17 protein-coding genes and 1 pseudogene are annotated in these 20,384 nt (G+C 43.4%); 10 read left to right on the forward strand and 8 right to left on the reverse strand.

What is annotated here, in order from left to right; translation table 11 throughout:
- Positions 1-86: 86 nt before the first annotated feature.
- Both NI455_RS08090 and ygfZ read left to right on the forward strand, forming a co-directional pair.
- Positions 87-2,219: pseudogene (locus NI455_RS08090) on the forward strand (multicopper oxidase family protein).
- A gap of 114 nt (positions 2,220-2,333) precedes the next feature.
- Complete coding sequence (gene ygfZ / locus NI455_RS08100) at positions 2,334-3,059, forward strand: CAF17-like 4Fe-4S cluster assembly/insertion protein YgfZ (protein ID WP_005266014.1); 726 nt, start codon at positions 2,334-2,336, stop codon at positions 3,057-3,059.
- 51 nt (positions 3,060-3,110) lie between these two features.
- Here the strand turns inward: ygfZ and NI455_RS08105 are convergent, their stop codons facing one another.
- A complete protein-coding gene (locus tag NI455_RS08105; RefSeq protein ID WP_004645929.1) occupies positions 3,111-3,356 on the reverse strand; it encodes a hypothetical protein in 246 nt (81 codons plus the stop codon).
- Positions 3,357-3,619: 263 nt separating this feature from the next.
- Here NI455_RS08105 and NI455_RS08110 point away from each other — a divergent pair, with 263 nt between their 5' ends.
- Positions 3,620-4,417, forward strand: a complete 798-nt coding sequence (locus NI455_RS08110) for a tetratricopeptide repeat protein (protein WP_005104142.1) — start codon at positions 3,620-3,622, stop codon at positions 4,415-4,417.
- A gap of 81 nt (positions 4,418-4,498) precedes the next feature.
- Here the strand turns inward: NI455_RS08110 and NI455_RS08115 are convergent, their stop codons facing one another.
- The 3 genes from NI455_RS08115 to NI455_RS08125 all read right to left on the reverse strand — a co-directional run bounded on the left by NI455_RS08115 (position 4,499) and on the right by NI455_RS08125 (position 7,956).
- Complete coding sequence (locus NI455_RS08115) at positions 4,499-5,425, reverse strand: AEC family transporter (RefSeq protein ID WP_004732131.1); 927 nt, start codon at positions 5,423-5,425, stop codon at positions 4,499-4,501.
- A 60-nt stretch (positions 5,426-5,485) separates the two neighbouring features.
- On the reverse strand, positions 5,486-6,595 hold the full coding sequence (locus NI455_RS08120; protein ID WP_253113480.1) for an NADH:flavin oxidoreductase/NADH oxidase: 1,110 nt from the start codon (positions 6,593-6,595) through the stop codon (positions 5,486-5,488).
- A gap of 92 nt (positions 6,596-6,687) precedes the next feature.
- A complete protein-coding gene (locus NI455_RS08125; RefSeq protein ID WP_253113482.1) occupies positions 6,688-7,956 on the reverse strand; it encodes a carbohydrate porin in 1,269 nt (422 codons plus the stop codon).
- A 400-nt stretch (positions 7,957-8,356) separates the two neighbouring features.
- Here NI455_RS08125 and mutM point away from each other — a divergent pair, with 400 nt between their 5' ends.
- The gene (gene mutM / locus NI455_RS08130; RefSeq protein WP_129717587.1) at positions 8,357-9,217 is read left to right on the forward strand and encodes a bifunctional DNA-formamidopyrimidine glycosylase/DNA-(apurinic or apyrimidinic site) lyase; all 861 of its coding nucleotides are present in this window, start codon (positions 8,357-8,359) and stop codon (positions 9,215-9,217) included.
- Positions 9,214-9,498, forward strand: coding sequence for a peptidylprolyl isomerase (locus tag NI455_RS08135; protein ID WP_004281718.1), 285 nt, complete (start codon positions 9,214-9,216; stop codon positions 9,496-9,498). The genes mutM and NI455_RS08135 overlap by 4 nt, the downstream gene beginning before the upstream one ends.
- 163 nt (positions 9,499-9,661) lie before the next feature.
- On the opposite strand, the gene mscL is transcribed toward NI455_RS08135, so the two are convergent.
- On the reverse strand, positions 9,662-10,099 hold the full coding sequence (mscL, locus tag NI455_RS08140; protein ID WP_253113485.1) for a large conductance mechanosensitive channel protein MscL: 438 nt from the start codon (positions 10,097-10,099) through the stop codon (positions 9,662-9,664).
- Positions 10,100-10,275: 176 nt separating this feature from the next.
- The gene (gene typA, locus NI455_RS08145) at positions 10,276-12,114 is read right to left on the reverse strand and encodes a translational GTPase TypA (RefSeq protein WP_004281716.1); all 1,839 of its coding nucleotides are present in this window, start codon (positions 12,112-12,114) and stop codon (positions 10,276-10,278) included.
- Positions 12,115-12,288: 174 nt separating this feature from the next.
- On the opposite strand from typA, the gene NI455_RS08150 reads away from it, so the two are divergent.
- From NI455_RS08150 to NI455_RS08160, 3 genes are all read left to right on the forward strand, one after another.
- Positions 12,289-13,659 (forward strand): uracil-xanthine permease family protein, encoded by a 1,371-nt coding sequence (locus tag NI455_RS08150; RefSeq protein WP_253113487.1) that lies wholly within the window; start codon positions 12,289-12,291, stop codon positions 13,657-13,659.
- A gap of 66 nt (positions 13,660-13,725) precedes the next feature.
- The gene (locus NI455_RS08155) at positions 13,726-14,760 is read left to right on the forward strand and encodes a methyltransferase (protein WP_253113489.1); all 1,035 of its coding nucleotides are present in this window, start codon (positions 13,726-13,728) and stop codon (positions 14,758-14,760) included.
- Entirely contained in the window at positions 14,760-16,223 is a 1,464-nt protein-coding gene (locus NI455_RS08160) for an amino acid permease (RefSeq protein WP_121980021.1), read from the forward strand. The genes NI455_RS08155 and NI455_RS08160 overlap by 1 nt, the downstream gene beginning before the upstream one ends.
- 51 nt (positions 16,224-16,274) lie before the next feature.
- On the opposite strand, the gene NI455_RS08165 is transcribed toward NI455_RS08160, so the two are convergent.
- Positions 16,275-16,808 carry a cysteine peptidase family C39 domain-containing protein gene (locus NI455_RS08165; protein WP_253113491.1) on the reverse strand — a complete coding sequence of 178 codons (534 nt, stop codon included), beginning with the start codon at positions 16,806-16,808 and terminating at the stop codon, positions 16,275-16,277.
- Between the two features lie 104 nt (positions 16,809-16,912).
- The gene (gene omp38 / locus NI455_RS08170; protein WP_253113493.1) at positions 16,913-18,049 is read right to left on the reverse strand and encodes an outer membrane protein Omp38; all 1,137 of its coding nucleotides are present in this window, start codon (positions 18,047-18,049) and stop codon (positions 16,913-16,915) included.
- Between the two features lie 375 nt (positions 18,050-18,424).
- Here omp38 and NI455_RS08175 point away from each other — a divergent pair, with 375 nt between their 5' ends.
- Together NI455_RS08175 and NI455_RS08180 are read left to right on the forward strand one after the other, a co-directional pair.
- A complete protein-coding gene (locus NI455_RS08175) occupies positions 18,425-18,946 on the forward strand; it encodes a GspH/FimT family pseudopilin (protein ID WP_253113496.1) in 522 nt (173 codons plus the stop codon).
- A gap of 111 nt (positions 18,947-19,057) precedes the next feature.
- Positions 19,058-20,233 carry a thiolase family protein gene (locus tag NI455_RS08180; RefSeq protein WP_253113497.1) on the forward strand — a complete coding sequence of 392 codons (1,176 nt, stop codon included), beginning with the start codon at positions 19,058-19,060 and terminating at the stop codon, positions 20,231-20,233.
- Positions 20,234-20,384 lie beyond the last annotated feature (151 nt).

Genomic DNA, 20,384 nt, shown 5'->3' on the forward strand with positions numbered 1-20,384 from the left:
TAAAACTATCAGAAGCTCAGTGTGACGCATGTCACATTATTCGCAATCCTCACATTAAAACAATAACTATAACAGGTAGAACTGAAATGTTGAAAATCGCAATATTCGGAGCTATAGCCGCCATTTTGACGCTCTTAGCTCGCGGTTGGGATGGAACAAAAAATCCATCGCCGCCGTCAAATCCCTCTAACCCGTTCCAACCCTCTCATCCCTCACACCCAACACCTCCACCCAAACCCTCACATCCCGTTCCGACCACATCAGACAGCTTAATTAGCAACCCACCTCTGTTACCGAAAAGTGCCAAAGGCAAATATGAGCTGATCGTGGCTTATAAAACCAGCAAACTCTATAACCCTAGAAACGGATTATGGGATCAGGTACTGCTGAGAGGCTATTTAACCAAACCCAGTTTATTTGATAAGAAAAAAACCGGTGAATATGTCGAGGATCAGCTGGTCGGGCCACAGATTCGGGTCAAACAGGGTGAAACCATGGCACTTAACCTGAATAACCAGCTGCCATCCGAGTCAGAAACAACCTGTCCAACTCATGTTGAGAATGTAAATGAACCACACTGCTTTAATACCACCAACCTGCATACCCATGGCTTCTGGGTCAGTCCTCAAGGCAATAGCGATAATGTTTTCCTGAAATTCAAACCTCAGGAAAAATTTGATTATCAGTTCAAAATGGAACCGAATCATCCCGCAGGGACTTACTGGTATCACGCCCATCTGCATGGCTCAACTGCTCTTCAGGTGTCAAATGATATGGTAGGCCCATTGATTGTTGAAGGCTCAAGAACGCCAAAAGTCAAAAATGGCAAAGTCACCTCAACTGGAGATATGGATATTCTATGGAAAGAAAAAAACAGTTATCCGAACGAAAACATCCTGTTGTTCCAGCAAATCCAATATCGCTGTAGCAACCCCGATCCTAATGTCACATTCGCTGTTCCCAATAACTGTGAAGGTGTAGGTATAGGCATGCTAGAAAATTATAATGACCTGTCTATTGGCGGCTTTTGGACCAACCAGAATTACTACACGTCTATCAACGGTAAAATTGTGGGAGAAATGAAGGTTGAACAGAATGTATTTAACCGCTGGCGCATGATTCATGGCGGTGTACGCGATACTATTGGTTTAATCATTAAGGAAATTCCGGACTCCAGTAAGTTTACTGCAGAGCAAACCATTAAAGCCTGTTCAGCCTATCAGGAGGCAGACAAGAAAGCTGAATTTGAGAAGCTGAATAGCCTGAATGTGCATACCATCGCGCAAGATGGCTTAACCATGAATCATGTACAGACCAGAACCCTGTCCGTGTTCCATCCTGGTTATCGTCATGATGCAATGGTTGCCTTTCCGACCACCAATAGATACTGCCTTTTTGACACCAAATTGAATATCGATGATGAAATTAACGCGCCATTACCGAATGTAGGCCCTCAAATTGCTCCAAATCACCGCTTCAATGCCCAACTGCTGGGATGGGTCAATGTAAAAGCAACCAAGACCAAGGCTCAGACTGCTGCCCAGTTCCTGAAAGATCGGGCACAAAAAATTGGTTTAAGCAAAGACATCCAGAGCCAGTTATCTCAGCTTAATCTTTCTGCGTTTAGTGATCATCCATCACTGATGACACCGGAAATTGATAAAGTAGTTGCTGCCCGACCAAAATAATATAGTGCTTTTTCGCTCGGTCCCGACCCTAGAACTGGCGTATTCAAATTTGGCTTCCGGCATAAAAAAGATGGAGATACACTGAGTTTCGGAGATTTCTTTGATGGAGATGGTTCAGTGGATAGCGAATATGTCCGTCAATTACAAGTTGGACAGACTGATGAATGGGAACTGACCAGCGCTGGTTTTGGTGGTCATCCGTTCCATATTCATGTTAACCCGTTCCAGATTGTTAAAATTTTGAATCCTCAAGGTAAGGATGTCAGTGAGGCAGTGGCACCAGAAGATCCGGTGAATCCAGTTCTGGATGATGTGCAATACCGTGGCATGAAAGGACAGTTTAAGGACACGCTTTTTGTAAAACAAAACTATACCTATATTGTCCGCAGCCATTACAAGAAATTTGAAGGTGACTTCGTACAACATTGTCATATCCTCGACCATGAAGATCAGGGCATGATGGAAACCGTACGGGTCTGTGGAGGCAAATTCCCTTGTGATTCGTCATTACCGGCTAGCCATCACCACTAAAGATCCGCTCGCTAAAAGCCAATGATTTCGATTGTTGGCTTTTTTGTTTGCCTCTATTTGATGCTTGCTGCACAATAACTGCATTGATTTATAGTATTCAAACCGGGGCTTATTATGGCAGCGTCTCCTGCTTTTACATTGTTTAGTCTGAATGGTGTAGATGCACAAAAATTCCTTCAAGGTCAGGTGACTTTGAATACTGAAACTTTGGCGGAAAACCAGACACGCTATACTGCAATCTGTAGTCTGAAAGGACGCATCCAATTTGGCTTATGGCTTAAAAAAATCAGTCCGGAAAGCTTTGAAATCGTGAGCATTGCAGATCAGGCTACGGAACTGGCCAATCATATTAAAAAATTTGGCGCCTTTTCAAAAATGAAACTGGAACTGGTCGGTCCGGTTTATCCAGTCATTAATGGCATTCATACTGACTTCGTTACGACTGAAACCGATGCCACCCTTTGGGAGCAGCAAGCCATTGAATCAGGTCAGGCCTGGATCCAGGCGGCTACCGCCAATCTGTTTCAACCTCAGGAATTGCGTTTGCATCAACGCGAAGGCATTCACTATGACAAAGGCTGCTATCTGGGTCAGGAAGTGATTGCGCGCTTATGGTTTAAAGCCAAGCCAAAACACTGGTTACATCTGGTTCAAGGTACAGGTGCCACACCTGCTGTGGCGACAAAACTGAATAATGATGTAGAAGTCGTCAATAGCATCGCGATTGAAAATGGTTATAAAGCGCTAGTCGTGGCAAAACCTGAAGCATTGAACGAGCTAGGTCTCGAAGTTCTGGAGCTTCCCGAAGCTTTGAGCGGTGATGTAGCGCGTCCGCAATAATCACTGCATAACTCATAAAAAAGCCAAGATAAAATTCTTGGCTTTTTTATTTTAGAAGCCATGAAACAGCTTATTCATGTCTTTTACCACATAATCTTTAAAATGATAGGCCCGCGCATGTTTGGCATCAAACTTTGCCGTGAGTTCACCTTTTTGAAAGACATATACTCGGTCTTCCTGACTCATCAAAAACTCTGCACCAAGTTTCATCAGCAGCGCATCAATCTTGTCTTCATCGGCAATCGATTCATCAGCATTGATTCTGTCATAGTGACGTTTAATGGTTTTGACAAACATGGTTAAATCCTGGGAGTCTGATTCAAACCGAGATTTAATCAGAGAAGTCGGCTGAAGCAAAGTAATCCTTTTGATATCTGCAGGATTGATCAGAAACCTGTCCAAATCATGCATCGATTTAATCGGTATATTGTGCTTCGATGATTTGTATTTAGTGACAAATTGTATATTTACAAAGCACAAAATCCTTTTATGATGTAAGTGAAAATGATTAAAATCGCACCAAGGAATAAGGTGCCAGCAATAATAAGGTTATAGGAACCATGAAAAAATTAGTACTCGCTACAGTTCTTGCCCTTTCTGCGCAATTCGCTCTGGCAAATACCGTAAAAGATCAAGTCGATCCCCAATTCCAAAAAGTTGAGGCCATGGTCAAAGCCAATAATTTTAAAGGTGCCTATGACGCTTTGAATCAATTGGCCAGTCAGGGAAATGCCCAAGCTTTATATAACTTAGGCTATTTGACCCAAACCGGCCAAGGTACAACCAAGGACGAGAAAAAAGCCATTCAGCTTTACGAGCAGGCAGCCAGCAAAGGCTATCCGGTGGCCAATTATGTACTGGGTAAAAACTATGCAGCCGGCACACTCGGCCTCAAACAGGATTTGGCCAAAGCCAAACAGCATCTGGAACGCGCTTCAGCAGCCAAATTTGATGATGCCAGCATTGATCTGGCCATATTGCTATTTTCTGAAAATACGGCAGCGTCAAATAAAGCCGGACTACAAAAGCTGCAACCGCTGATCAGCAAAGGCAATATGCAGGCCATTCATGCCAAAGCCTTATATGACATCAGCAGCGGTTTCAAAAACAAAGATGAAAAACCGATTCAGCAAGGCCTAAGCAGCATTCAGGAACTGGCAAAAAAAGGTTATATTCCAGCGCTGATGGCAGTAGGTAATATGTTTGCCAATGGCAGTATTGTTCCGCAAAACCTGCCAGAAGCGAAGAAAATCTTTGCTGCATTGGCGCAGCAAAATGTTCCGCAGGCCAAGGAATCTTTGGCAGCAGTAGATAAAATGCTGGCTGAGCAGAAAAAAGTACCTGCGAAGAAAAGTTAAGTTAATTCCACAAAATTAAAATATAAAAAGCCCCATGCAATTTGGGGCTTTTTAATAGCAGAGCATTCATCTTCTAAAAGATTATCCCCACCACAAGGCAATTAAGCCACTGGTCACGATAAAACCGGCAATGGTACTCATCAACAATGGCGTTAAAGTTCGATCATTCAGACCATACGCCTGTCCCAACATGCCAAAAATCGTCGGCATCGGCAAAGCTGCAATGAGCGTACCAGCATGGACCATTTCCTGACTTAAATCAGTTAACTGGCTCAGTCCCAGATACATCAATAACGGCATCATGATATTGCTGGAAAATACCAGATAGAAACTTTGCAGATTGACATATTTCAGACTCATTCCTACGATCCCGCCGCCAATGGCAAACAAGGCCAATGGTGAGGCCGTCTGACCAATCAAGGCGAAGACCTGATCGAGATAGACTGGAATTTTAATCTGGAAAACCGCACAGGCCATGCCGAGCATGACCCCCATAAATAAGGGATTCTTCAGCAAGGTCAGCAGTACACTTTTCAAAATGGCGCCAAGATTTGCCTGATGTTGTGTGCCCAGCGCAGCCATGACCAGCACCAGCGGAATCAGCAACACGCTTTCAATGATGACCACCAGAGAGGTATAGGTCATCGCCTGTTGCCCGATCAATAAGCTGAGCACAGCCGTACCAATCAGGCCAGTATTTGACATTGCAGCGCCCAACGACAGCACTGCACTTTGCGAATGCGTATTCTGAAAATGACGGCGCATAATCCAGAAGCCGCTACCATAGAGCAGCAAGGTCACACTGCTATACACGGCAAAGTATTCAAAATACCAGATTTCATGCAGGTCTTTGGAGGCAAGGGACTGAAAGAACAGCAAGGGCAAGGCCACTTTAATGACAAAAGCACCGACCGTCCCCACCTGCTCTTTGCTTAACACTTGACTCTTTACAGTCAGATAACCCAGTGCCAATAATAAAAATATGGGCACAATGACCGCAAAAATCATAATGCAGTATCCTCTTGCCAGTGATATTCCATTATAAGAATTTCTGAGACTAAAGCAGTGTTAAAAAGGCTCAAACAGGTGATTCAAACCATGCGGTGCACAGCGCAGATATTGCGGTGAAATCTTAATTTTTTCCTCAAGTGCTGCCGCTGCATGCCAGGGCCAATGTGGATCATAAAGAATGGCACGAGCCAGTGCGATGGCATCAGCTTGACCTTTTTGCAAAATATCTTCTGCCTGCTTAGCTTCAGTAATCAAACCGACGGCAATCACGGGAATACTCACGACTTTCTTGATCGCATCTGCAAAAGGCACCTGATAATTCGGTTTCACATCAATGTTCTGTTTGGCATGTAAGCCGGCACTGGAAATATGAATATAGGCAGCACCCGCAGCTTCCAGTGCTTTGGACAATTCAATTGAAGAATCAATAGTCCAGCTATCTGGCTGATCCATCCAATCGCTGGCCGAAATACGTACTCCAATCGGATAACCTTCTGGAACCGCCGCTTTCATGGCTTGTAATACTTCCAGAGTCAGGCGAATCCGGTTCTCCAGTGAGCCGCCATACTGATCATTACGTTTATTTGAAAGTGGTGACATGAACTGATGCAGTAAATAACCATGCGCTGCATGCAGCTCAATTAGGTCAAAACCGGCCTCAACTGCACGTTTGGCACTTTCTGCAAAGTCAGCAACGACCTGCTCAATTTCCGACTGGCTTAAGGCCTTAGGTGGATGCTCATCTGCCTGAAAAGGAATATCACTGGCAGAAACAGTTTGCCAGCCATGTGCTTCATTCGGCTTAAACTGACCTTTACCTGCCCATGGTTTATCTGTTGAAGCTTTACGTCCGGCATGTGCGAGCTGAATGGCAAAAGGCATCGGGGAAATGGATTTAACTTTTTCCAGTAAGGTCTTGATCTGCTTCGCCTGTTCGTCATTCCACAAACCCAGATCGGCATAACTGATCCGGCCTTCTGGCTGTACCGCAGTCGCTTCGACGATACATAAACCTGCACCCGATAAGGCATAGTTGGCCCATTGCTGCTCGTGCCAATAGGTGATTTCCCCCTGCTCTGTTGCGGAGTACTGACACATCGGCGCAATTACGATTTTATTTTGAAGTTGCAGTGATCCAAATTGAATAGGTTGAAATAGTAATGCCACGCTGTATTTCCTCTTTTTATTGCCCAGTTTCACTCTAAAAATAAAAACAGGCTCTTAAGAGCCTGTTTAGTTATAACGTGAACGATCAAACTTTAGAAGATGATTCGTGTAGTCAAACCGAGTACCAGTGCATCATCCACATTGTTGCTTGAACCTGGATTAATGACATATTGCAGGTTTGGACGCAGCATCAGCCACTTTGTTGTGTTATAGCTATAGTTCAGTTCAATATTGTATTCTGCATCAGCATTGAAAGCTGGCCGTGAATCAGCAAAGCGATCATTCACATGCACACGGTTGACCGCCAGACCTAAAATGTCGTTCGGTTGACTGTCCGCAAGACCGATATATTTCAAACCGATTTGTTGTGAATTATCCACTTTATTGGTATCGCGGTCATGCCAGGTAAAGTTGGCAAATGAATGCAAACCCTGACGGCCCTGACCTGTAGACGTTAACTGTTGTTCTACAGCTAACCAGCCTGCAAAGGTACGGTTTTTGGCATCAGTAGGATTGGCAATATCTTTTTGGTTGGCAACATCATCGGCCGTATTGTACATCCCGCCAACCCGGTAGCTGCCTGGCAGGCCATTCACCCATGATTTCGGTGTCCAGATCACTTCTGCCGGAATCGTCACGCCATCGGCATGGTCGGTATCCAGACTCCAGCCCTGACCTTCTTTAGCGCCATTACCATTATCTGGATTAAACTCATACACACCGACTTGTACTGCAAGTTCAGGATTGAGTTGCTGCTTCACGCGCGCACCCCATTGTGCTACAGGCGTATTCATCCAGATATTGCCCTGCCATTTTCCCATTTGCGCTGCACAAAATGCAGTACTGGCAAAATCACAAGCCATGACATTAAAGTCCATGCCCAGACCAAGACGACCCGCCTTAATACTGAGTCCCTGCTCTTTATAATTCTTTTCAATAGACAGCTCGCTCAGACGGCTATCCTGATTACCACGTCCGAAAGTACCTTGTACATTGGCCAGTTGCGGTGCACTAGGATCCTGCAAGTCACGGACAGAGGTACTTTGACCCTGACGTGCACTCATCACGGCACGTACGGTGACGCCATTCCATCCTGCCAGCTTTTCCATGTCCAGTTGAGTACCTAGCCATAATTGGGCAGAAGTTAATGGATCTGCGCCCTCATTACGACCACCATCAGTAAGATAGGCGGTATCGGTTAACAGATTGGCTTCAAATTTAATTCCCTGTTGGGCCAGTTCTGTACGTTGACCATTCCAGTCACCCAGTAAATATTGACCTTGTGGATCAAATGCAGATTCCGCTTGAGCGGTTGTCATGGCAGCCATTAAAGGCAATAGAGCTAGACCTAAATATTTCATGTAAAACCTAAACATTCGGAGAGAAAAACAAGCAAGGTTTTTAAATTGCTATTAGGTGCATGAATTTACATAACTTTTCATATAAATTCCCAGCATTTTTTTTATTACTCATTAAACTTTTAGTTATGCCTTAAACATAAAAATATAATTTTTATTTTAATAAGCTTAAATTATTTATATATTTTTCATTAGTTTATAATTGTATTGATAATTTCCATTCGATTTCCTTCTAAGAAAATTCGCTATAAAAACATAGAAACCCAGTTTATTCTTTAAACAATTCCAGCTTAAATAAATATGAAATACCCAGTCATTTTCCAGCGATTTCACCCAGATTAACGCTTGCAATCCCAGCCAATTCACCCAATATTAGCTGCATCTCCCTCGCCACTGATGTGTTATGCCTGAATTACCAGAAGTTGAAACCACCAAAACCAGTTTATTGCCTTTATTAGAGCAACGCGTAAAACGTGTTGAAGTACGTCAGTCAAGTTTGCGCTGGCCTATTCCGGAGAATATAGAAAAGCTGGTGGGGCAAAAATTACTGAAGCTCACTCGCCGTTCTAAATATATTCTGGCGGAGTTTGAACACGACACCATGCTCTGGCATTTGGGCATGTCGGGAAGTTTCCGTCTATGCGATGGCAATGAAGAATTACGCAAACATGACCATCTAATCATTCAGTTTGATGATATCGAACTGCGTTATCATGACCCTCGCCGTTTTGGCTGCATTCTTTGGCTGGATGCACAATCACAAAGCAAATTGATTGACACGTTGGGGCCAGAACCTTTAAGCGAGAACTTTAATGCCGAGTATTTATTTGAAAAATTGAAGAATAAAAATGTTGGCACCAAAGTTGCAATTATGGATAACCATGTGGTGGTGGGCGTAGGCAATATTTATGCGACCGAAAGTCTGTTTAATCTGGGGATTCATCCGGCACAACCGGCCTCGACGTTAAGCTTGGTGCAGATTGAAAAGCTAGTGCTGGAAATCAAGCGTATCTTGAAACAGGCAATTGATCTGGGTGGTTCAACCTTAAGAGACTACACCAATGCCATGGGCGAAAATGGCTATTTTCAGCAAACCCTGCTGGCTTATGGCCGTGCCGGTGAAATGTGTGTGAACTGCGAGACCACACTTGAAAATATTAAATTGGGACAACGGGCTTCAGTTTTTTGTCCTGAGTGCCAACCTTTGAAAAAGATCCAGCTCCCTGTCAAAAAAGTGGCAACTGTACGAGGGAAAAAGTCATGAAAACAGCCATTGTGCGTCATATTCTGGTTAAAGATAAAGAAACCGCTGAGCAGCTTAAAAAGAAGATTTTAAGTGGTGCCGACTTTAATAAAATCGCAAAACAGTATTCAACCTGTAATTCTGCCAAACGTGGCGGTGAGCTAGGTGAAGTGAAGAAAGGCCAACTGGTTCCAGTGATTGATAAACTGGTATTTACTGCCGCTGAACGTGTATTACATGGCCCGGTTAAAAGCCAGTTTGGTTTTCATTTGGTCGAAATTAAGTTTCGGATGGATTTTTAAGCAATATTCCTTCCTCCTTTTAGGAGGAAGGAATATATTCCGCAAGGGGATGGAGGTTATTTTATTCTTAAAGAAATAGTTTCACCTCTCCCTAACCCTTTCCTAAAAGGAGAGAGAAAATAAGGAAAAACGGCGCTTAGGGCGCCGTTTTTGATACACTGAATTATGCTTGTGGACGCTTTTTCAATTCATCACGAATTTCACGCAGTAATTCAATATCGGCTGGGGTAGTCGGAGTTTCCTCGACTGGGCCTTCTTGTTTACGTAAACGGTTCATGAGTTTCACCAATAAAAATACGACCCAAGCCAAAATTAAGAAGTTAATTAAAATCGTTAAAAAGTTACCATAAGTCAGTACATTCACACCCGCCTTAGTCAAGGCATCCAAAGATTGTAAATTGTCTGGGTTTCTTCCTAAGATAAAGAATTTTTGCGTAAAATCGACGCCACCACCGGTGATCACGGTAATTAAAGGCATAATGATATCTTTCACCAATGAATCGATGATCTTGCTAAAAGCACCACCGATGATGACACCAATCGCCAGATCCATCATGTTGCCTTTGATCGCAAATTCTTTAAATTCTTGAATAATGCTCATAACTGCTCCCATATTTTATTTTCAAGTTTTGGGTCAAATTATACCTGACTAAATACTTTTAATTTTGACTTAGTTTAATGCGTTTTAGTAAATTGTGATCAAGCATAGCGTAAATATAAAAAAACCGTAATCTTCGAAAAGATTACGGTTTTTGAAAACCCGAAATAATCTAGAGATTATTTACCTGAACGGTTACGTTTACGTTCATTTTCAGTCAAGAAACGCTTACGGATACGGATTGACTTAGGTGTTACTTCTACTAGTTCATCATCTTCAATAAACTCAAGCGCTTGCTCAAGTGTATATTCAATCGCAGGAACAAGAGTCAACGCATCGTCAGTACCTGAAGCACGTACGTTCGTTAACTGTTTTGCTTTAGTCGGGTTAACTGTCATATCGTCTGAACGAGAGTTAATACCGATGATCATACCTTCATAAACTTCTAACTGTGGTTTCGCAAATAGACGACCACGGTCTTGAAGTGTGAACAGTGCATAGCCCAGGCAAGTACCTTGAACCATTGAAATCAACACACCGTTTTGACGTTTTGCAACAGTACCTTGCTTCATTGGACCGTAGTGCGAGAAGCTAGACGTCATGATCCCTGTACCAGAAGTCATGGTCAGGAATTCAGAACGGAAACCAATCAGACCGCGTGAAGGAACAGTTGCTTCAATACGGATACGGCCTTTACCGTCAACTTCCATATTGGTCATTTCACCTTTACGGTGACCCATTTGTTCCATTACAGCGCCTTGGTGCTGTTCTTCAACGTCAAAAGTAACGTTTTCGTATGGCTCTTGTTTTTCACCATCAATTTCTTTGATGATTACTTGTGGACGAGATACGCCCATTTCGAAGCCTTCACGACGCATGTTTTCAATAAGAACTGAAAGGTGAAGTTCACCACGACCAGATACTTTGAAACGGTCTGGGCTGTCAGTATCTTCAACACGTAATGCTACGTTGTGAATCAATTCGCGGTCTAGACGTTCACGGATATTACGTGAAGTTACGAACTTACCTTCTTTACCAGCAAACGGTGAGTTGTTTACCTGGAATGTCATCGATACTGTAGGTTCATCTACAGACAATGGAGGTAAAGCTTCAACATTTTTCGGATCACAGATGGTGTCAGAAATGTTGAGTGCATCGATACCCGTTACACAAACGATATCGCCTGCAGAAGCTTCTTCAACGTCAACGCGATCTAGACCATGATAACCCATGATTTTTAAGATACGGCCGTTACGTGTTTTGCCATCTTTATCGATTACAGTTACTTGTGTGTTTAATTTCACTGAACCGCGCTGGATACGACCAATACCGATAACGCCTACGAAGCTGTTATAGTCAAGTGAAGATACTTGCATTTGGAATGGGCCATCAACGTCAACCGCTGGTGGTTCAACGATATCTACAATCGTTTGAAACAACGGAGTCATGTCTTCAGCAAGTTCTTCTGGAGAAGGACCAGCAACACCACGAAGGCCTGAAGCATAAACAACCGGGAAGTCTAACTGTTCGTCAGAAGCACCTAAGTTATCGAACAGATCGAATACTTGGTCAATTACCCAGTCTGGACGCGCACTTGGCTTGTCTACTTTGTTAATAATCACGATTGGTTTCAAACCACGTGCGAACGCTTTTTGCGTTACGAAACGAGTTTGTGGCATCGGGCCTTCTTGTGAGTCTACAAGAAGAAGTACGCAGTCAACCATCGACATTACACGTTCAACTTCACCACCGAAGTCGGCGTGTCCCGGGGTGTCCACGATGTTAATGCGGTATTCAGTATTGGTACGTTCATCTAACCATTTGATTGCAGTGTTTTTTGCAAGAATGGTAATACCACGTTCGCTTTCAATAGCGCCAGAATCCATGACACGCTCGATCTCACCCGCGCGATCACCGAGAGCACCTGATTGTTGCAAAAGTTTGTCTACAAGAGTGGTTTTACCATGATCGACGTGCGCAATAATGGCGATGTTACGGAGAGTTTTAATATCTGACATGTAAATTCAATGCGTATGTAATTTGAGGGCAAATTATACAGAAAAATACAAAACTTTTATAGTCACTGTAACCACACTCCTCAACTTTTTTTGCTCCGTTGGGGCTTTTTTGATTTTGTAAAGACGTGTAACTCGATTAGAATAGCGCCACCCAGCCTTAATTTGCATTGACACATGTCTGATTTTAATCAATCTCCTCCTTCTAAAGATCAACTTGACCTGGTATACGGTCTGGAAGATCGACCAAAACCACTGATTGCTTTTTTAGCTGCATTCCAGCATTTATTAGCTATTATTGTCCCGATTGTGACACCTGGCCTGCTGATTTGTCTGGCGCTTGGTGTTTCCAAAGAAGACACCAACATGATTTTGTCCATGTCCCTGGTGATCTCGGGCATCGCGACTTTTTTACAGTCTAAAAAAGTGGGGCCATTTGGTGCCGGTCTGCTGATCGTTCAGGGAACCAGCTTTAACTTCATCGGTCCAATTATTGGTATTGGTTCAGCCATGGTGGCTGCAGGTACACCTGTAGAATCAGTCATGGCTTCTATTTTTGGTGTGGTGATTGCAGGTGCATTTATTGAAATGGGCGTGTCACAAATTCTGCCTTGGATCAAAAAACTGATTACCCCTTTGGTCACCGGGATTGTGGTGCTGCTGATTGGTTTAACCTTAATTAAAGAAGGTTTAATCAGTATGGGCGGTGGTTATCAGGCCATGAGCGATAAAACTTTTGCCAATGCTGACAACCTGATCATGTCTTGTACCGTCTTGGCGTTGATTATTATCCTGAACCGCATCCGGATTACCTGGATAAAAAGCTCTGCCATTTTAATCGCCTTGATCTGTGGTTATGTTCTGGCAGGCTTTATGGGGCATCTGGATTTCTCTGGTCTAAAAGATGCACCTCTGGTACAGATTCCAACCCCAATGCATTTCGGTTTAAGCTTCTCCTGGAGCCTGTTTATTCCGATGGCATTCATTTACCTGGTGACGTCTTTAGAAGCGATTGGTGATATCACTGCGACTTCAAAGCTTTCCAACCAGCCAGTTGATGGTCCAAAATGGATGAAGCGCATTAAAGGTGGTGTACTGGTGAATGGCGCGAATTCATTCCTTGCCGGTATTTTTAACACCTTCCCAAGTTCGGTATTTGCACAGAACAATGGTGTGATTCAGCTAACAGGTGTAGCGAGCCGTTATGTCGGCATCTGGATTGCTGCTTTGCTGGTTATTCTTGGTTTGCTGCCTGCAGTTGCTGGTATTATTCAGGCCGTTCCACAAGCGGTACTGGGTGGTGCAGTGATGGTGATGTTTGGTGCAGTCGCAGCATCTGGTATTAACATTCTGTCTGGTGTCCATCTGGACCGTCGTGCCCTGCTGATTATTGCGATTTCACTGGCGCTGGGTTTAGGTGTTGCACAAGTTCCACAAATTCTTGAGCATCTTCCTGAGTTATTCCGTAATATCTTTAGCTCAGGCGTTGCTACTGGTGGTATCGCTGCCCTTATTCTGAATGTAGTACTTCCTGAAACAAAGAAGTAATTTCATGTCCAAAGAACACTGTCTAGGTCAGACTTAGGCAGTGTTCTTTATATTGGAGAGATACCTATGGATCCTAAAAGCGAAGTTTTATTAAGACAATATGATTTTTTGTCGGGTCGCATCCTACTGATTAATGCACCGACAGATGATCTACTCGCTGAATTCGATGCCTCTATCAATCCCGCTGTCTGGACATGGAATTTTAACGATTTTCAATATTTCCAGTCACAACAAGCAGATGTGCATTTTGGTGCGGAGATGCCTGAAGCTGAGTTTGATCAGGCGGTTATTTTTGTACCCAAGTCTAAAGAACTGCTGAATTATTTACTGCACACCGTGGCAGCGCAGCTTAAACCGGGCAGCAGTATTTTCCTGGTCGGTGAAAAGAAAGGTGGGATAGAACGCGCAGCCAAACAGTTGCAGCCTTTTGGTAAAACACTCAAACTTGACAGCGCACGTCATTGCCAGCTTTGGCAATTGGTTCTAGACCATACGGTCGAGAAAAAAGCACTTGCAGACTGGGCACAGCGTTATACCGTATCGACACCAAATGGCGACCTGAATATTTGTGCACTTCCAGGCGTCTTTAGTCAAAACCGTTTGGATGTAGGAACTGCCACCCTATTACCTTATTTGTCACAAGTTACTTCAGGTAAGATTGCCGACTTTGGTTGTGGCGCAGGTGTAATTAGTGCGTATCTGGCAAAGTTGAATCCGAAAAACCGGATTTTTGCCATGGATGTTGATGCCTTTGCACTGGCTTCTACACAAATGACATTTGAAGAAAATCAGCTCACCCCTGAACAGATTGAAATCAAAGCGGTTACTGGGATTGAGGATGCACCCTTGTTCCTACATGCTATTGTCAGTAATCCGCCTTTTCATATGGGAATCGAGACCGATTACACAGCAAGCGAAACCTTGTGTAAAACCTCACGTCGTCATTTAAAATCGGGCGGCGAGCTTTGGATCGTGGCCAACCGTTTCTTGAACTACCCGACCCTGATTGAACAAAACTTTGGTCGCTGCACAGTAAAAGCGGATCAACAAGGCTTTAAAGTGCTCTTCGCCAGCACTCAAAAAAATGTTAAGGAATCATGATGAGCGAAACGCAAAACACGATGCAGCTGCAGCGTAAGCTGGGTGCTCGTCATCTGAATATGATCGCCATTGGCGGATCAATTGGTACAGGTCTATTCCTGGCCTCAGGGGCGACCATTGCCAATGCTGGACCAGGCGGTGCACTACTTGCATATGTACTGATTGGGATCATGATTTATTTCCTGATGACCAGCTTGGGTGAACTTGCCACGCACAATCCGACCTCAGGTGCATTTTTCACTTACGGCACCAAATATGTCGAAGGTGGTTTTGGTTTCGCTTTAGGTTGGAACTACTGGTACAACTGGGCTATTACCGTGGCTTTTGAGCTGGTTGCTGTTCAGTTCATTATGAAATTCTGGTTTCCAGATATTCCGGGCGTGTACTGGAGCGCCATTTTCCTTGCTATTATTTTCGGGATTAATGCACTGACGGTAAAAGGCTTTGGCGAATCTGAGTTTTTCTTTTCTCTGGTGAAAGTTCTCGCAATCATTGCCTTTATCATCATCGGAATCTGGATGATCGTGAAGATCATGCTCACCCCGGGTGCAGAAGCATTTGCCAACTGGAGCATTGGTGATGCACCCTTTGTCGGTGGTTTCCAGGCATTAATTGGCGTGGCCATGATTGCCGGATTCTCTTTCCAGGGTACCGAAATGGTCGGTGTCGCGGCAGGTGAATCGAAAGATCCAAAGAAAACCATTCCGGTCGCTATCAAACAGATTTTCTGGCGTATCCTGTTGTTTTATATCGTGTGTATTTTCATTATCGGCACCTTGATTGCCTATAATGACCCACGTTTATTACAGGCCGCTGCAACAGATAATATTGCGCTTTCGCCATTTACCCTACTCTATGAAAAAGCCGGTTTTGCCTTTGCCGCCAGTATTATGAATGCGGTGATCTTGACCGCTATTCTATCTGCAGGTAACTCGGGCATGTATTCATCTACCCGTATGTTGTTTGATATGGCGCGTAAAGGCAGTGCACCTAAAATGTTTGCGCGTCTGGACCCGCGTGGTGTGCCGATGAATGCACTCTATGCCACTACGGCGATCGCAGCTCTGTGCTTTCTGACCACTTTCTTTGGTGAACAGGAAGTCTTTAACTGGCTGCTAAACATGTCAGGGATGTGTGGCTTTATTGTCTGGCTCGGGATTGCCATTTCACATTACCGTTTCCGTAAAGGGTATCTGGCACAAGGATATAAACTGGAAGATCTGGCTTATCGCGCTAAATTCTTTCCTTTCGCCCCTTGGTTTGCGTTTATCCTGTGTGCGATTGTCGTCCTTGGACAGAACTATCAGGATGTTTTGGCCGGTCAATGGATGGGTGTGCTATCGACTTATATCAGTATTCCGCTATTCCTGGCCATCTGGTTCGGCTACAAATGGAAGAAAAAAACCAAACTGGTCTCTTATCAAGAGATGGATGTGCAGCCGATGAAACTTGATCAGGAATAAAAAATTATTCATTAAAAAATCAGCTTACGGGCTGATTTTTTATTTCTTGAATTAACTATGACGCATCACGAAATTGCGATCATCAATCACAATCACTTGCTGGCAAATTCCGTCTACCCGACGTTGCTGCTCAAACACATGCGCCGGCATTGCCTCAAAGCTATCAAAGAAGCTGATTTCATTTTCATCGATTGCATAAACTAATGAATGATTACCCACACCTTCTAGGGTATCGTAAAATACAATCACAAAACGGCCTGCTTCTACATTTTCCTGAATTTCTGTATAAGACAATGGCTGCTCTGTAACAGGAATATTTAAGCGATGGGCTTGTTGATAGAAATCGACTTCAATTGGCTGTTTATCTGCATCATGTTCAGTATAAAAATCGACATCCAGACCCAGTGTTTTTAAAGCAACCGCAAGTGCGATGCTGGAGCTTCCCATTTCAGGGTCATGTTGACAGAGCTGAGTTAAATCAGGAATATTCAAATCAATTCCATAATGATGAAAAATCATCCATATTGCAAAAATTCCACCATTGGCTTCCAGATTGTGCAAGTCTTCAGGAATTTCGACACTCATATTTTTACTCAACGACATCTTAACGGGCTAAGTGTAGTCAAAATACAGGTATAAAAAAAGCGACTCCAAAGAGCCGCCTTTTTTAATCAGTATTCAATAACGAATTATTGAGCTGGTTGTTCTACAACTGGCTGTTCAGCTAAAACAGTACGGCTACCAGTAATCGTCGCGAATACACGACGGTTCATAGCACGACCTTCTTTAGTGTTGTTGTCAGCAATCGGTTGATCCCAAGCGAAACCTTGAGTAGACAAACGAGATGCGTCAACGTTGTATTCGTTCACAAGTGAAGATTTAACAGAGTTAGCACGCGCTAGAGATAAACGTTCGTTTAATGCACGTGGACCAGTGTTATCAGTGTGACCTTCGATGCGAGCAGTAGCGTTTGGATATTCAACTAGCTTCTCAGCAACTTTCGCGATTTCTGGTTTGTATTGATCTTTGATGTTTGATTTGTTGGTATCAAAGAACACACGAAGTTCCATGTTCAGGTCTTCAGTCAACTCTTGTGGAGCTGGAGCAACTGGCGTTACTGGCTCAACTGGAGCAACTTCTACCACTGGAGCAGCTGGTTTCAAACGGCCACCTAGAACTACGTTAAGACCAGCAAGTGCTGTATAGTTCCAGAACTGTTCGTCGAAGTGATAAGTACCACGAGCTTCTGTACGGAGCGCCAATGCATCGTTAATGTGCCAGAATGCACCGATACCTGCATTACCTAGAGTACCTTCTTCAGTGTTACCACGGTCAATCGCATTTGCTGCATTTACAGAGTTCTCACGACCTACGCCATCAAATTTGTATTTGTAGTGACCGGCACCTGCTAATAGATAAGGCTTCACTTTGCTGTCATAGTTGCCAGTGATTAAATCAGAAGTAACATAGAAGTTACCATTGATTTGAGTTGATTTGTACTCAGCACCAGGTAGAACTTGTGTATCAGGACGTTGTTCACGATTACGCGAACCATTCATTTGGCTAACATCGCCTTTCACTTGGTTATATTCAGCTTCGAAACCTAACCATGGAGTTAGTTCAACACCAATCGCAGCGCCAACGAACAAGTCGTCTTTCATTTCGCCTTGACCAAGTTTTGAAGATAATAACTGTGATTGACCGTTGTTGTGTTTAGTGTCCTGCCAAGTATAACCAAGCATTAACGGAGTAACAGTTACGCCTGCATTGGCAGCAGCAAAAGGTGCAGCTACAAGCATAGCTAAAGCAATACGACTCATTTTCATGGATTTATCCTCCAGAGATAACAATTGTTGTTCAAGCTCAAGCCCGTAATTAGGCCATCCTGAGATAGGCTTTTTATTACCCCAGTATTATTCTTAAGCTATTCACATGGCATCATACAAACACTTTCTTCTTTTTCCAAGTGCTTGATAAATCTAATCAAGTAAATTATTGACAAAATTACTTACAATTTCCGTTGTAATTCGGTAAATTTTTACTCAATTTTTTATTCTGAATGACCTATTGTGATTGCCAATTATTTTTAACAGCTTTCTTGAAACTTAAGTAAGCACTGATTTACACGCTCAATAAAGCATAAAAAACGTATAATTAATAACATCTTTATTATAAAAATAATATATAAATCAGGTAACTCTATGTATAAAAAAATAACAAGAGCGTTCACTATTGTTGAGTTAATTATCTGTATTGCAATGATCGCAATTCTCGTCAGTATCGCCCTACCGTACTTCCATGAGTATCGATCGAAACAGGAAGCCAAAAGTATTCCGATCAAATTATCTCAAATTAATCGCTATGCACGCAGCCAGGCTGCAGTGTTTCACCAAAATATTGTGATCTGTCCCAGCCAAGATTCTCTGAGTTGCCAAGCCAATCAATGGAATAAGAACATGCTGGTTTTCATTGATAACAATAAAAACAGGCAAGTGGATGCAGGCGAACAAATTTTACATATTGATGCACTGAACCTCAAATACGGTAACCTAAGTTGGCGAGGAACTTTGAGTTTACCGAGTGTCACTTATCAAGCGCACACTGCCCTGCCGATTGGTTCAAATGGCAGTTTCTATTATTGTTCTACCCATCTTTCTAGCCAACAGCGTATTGTACTCAGCAAAATGGGCCATATCAGGATTGAAAGTCTCTCATCTTGCTAACAGAACTATCCAGTTTATGCTTCGCTGCGATTAAGGCTTCAATCCTGAGTTTTTTTCAATATACTGCTTAAGTTTGAAAAAATTGATTAAAACTCATACGGAGAGAGAACAATGACTGACATCGTAATTGTCAATGGTGCACGTACAGCCATGGGTGGCTTTCAGGGGAGTCTTGCAAGTGTAACTGCGCCCGAACTAGGTGCGGTCACCATTAAAGAAGCCATTGCCCGTGCGGATCTGCAACCAGCAGATATTGAAGAAGTCATTATGGGTTGTGTCCTTCCGGCAGGCTTAAAGCAAGGCCCTGCACGTCAAGCGATGCGTCAAGCTGGTCTTCCAGATTCTACTGGTGCTGTGACCATTAATAAATTATGTGGTTCAGGCATGAAAGCCGTCATGCAAGCGGCTGACATGATTAAAGCAGGTTCTGCTGATATTGTGGTTGCAGGTGGCATGGAATCCATGACCAATGCTCCTTATGTATTGCCAAAAGCACGTGGCGGTTTCCGTATGGGTCACGGTGAAATCAAGGACCATATGTTTCTGGATGGCTTGGAAGATGCTGAAACAGGTCGCTTGATGGGTTCATTTGCCCAAGATATGGCAAATACTAAAGGTTATACCCGCGAGCAGATGGATGATTTTGCGATTCGCTCATTAAAGCGTGCGCAAACTGCGGTCAATGAAGGCTACTTTGCTGATGAAATCGTGCCTGTAACAGTTAAAACCCGTAAAGGTGATGTAGTCGTTGATAAAGACGAACAGCCGTTCAATGCCAACATCGATAAAATTCCAACTTTGCGTCCTGCTTTCGCTAAAGACGGTACGATTACGGCGGCTAATGCCAGCTCGATTTCAGATGGTGCATCAGCTTTAGTAATTACCTCGGCTGACAATGCAGCAGCAAAAGGGTTGAATCCTTTGGCTAAAATTGTTGCCTATGCATCGAATTCGCAACATCCATCTGAATTTACCATTGCTCCAGTCGGTGCAATCCAAAAAGTACTGGATAAAACGGGTTGGACCGCTTCTGATGTCGATCTTTGGGAAATCAATGAAGCCTTTGCCATGGTCACCATGTGTCCAATCGATGAGTTCAAGCTGGATCCTGAAAAAGTCAACATTAACGGTGGTGCATGTGCACTCGGTCATCCTGTGGGTTCAACCGGTTCACGTATTATCCTGACTTTGATTCATGCACTAAAACGTACCGGTGGAAAAAAAGGGATTGCAGCCCTGTGTATTGGTGGTGGTGAAGCGACAGCTGTGGCGATTGAATTACTTTAACCTATTCTCTCACCCCATCCCTCGCCTATAGGGAGAGGGAGTTAAAAATCCTCCTGATCTGGAGGATTTTTTTCGCTTACATTTTGATAAAGCTTGCTCGCGCAAAATACCGCAAAGTGGCGTAGATTAAAGCAAGCAAAATAAAAAGGGA

It is taken from the genome of Acinetobacter lwoffii, from assembly GCF_024129435.1.
GTDB classification, from domain to species: domain Bacteria; phylum Pseudomonadota; class Gammaproteobacteria; order Pseudomonadales; family Moraxellaceae; genus Acinetobacter; species Acinetobacter lwoffii_F.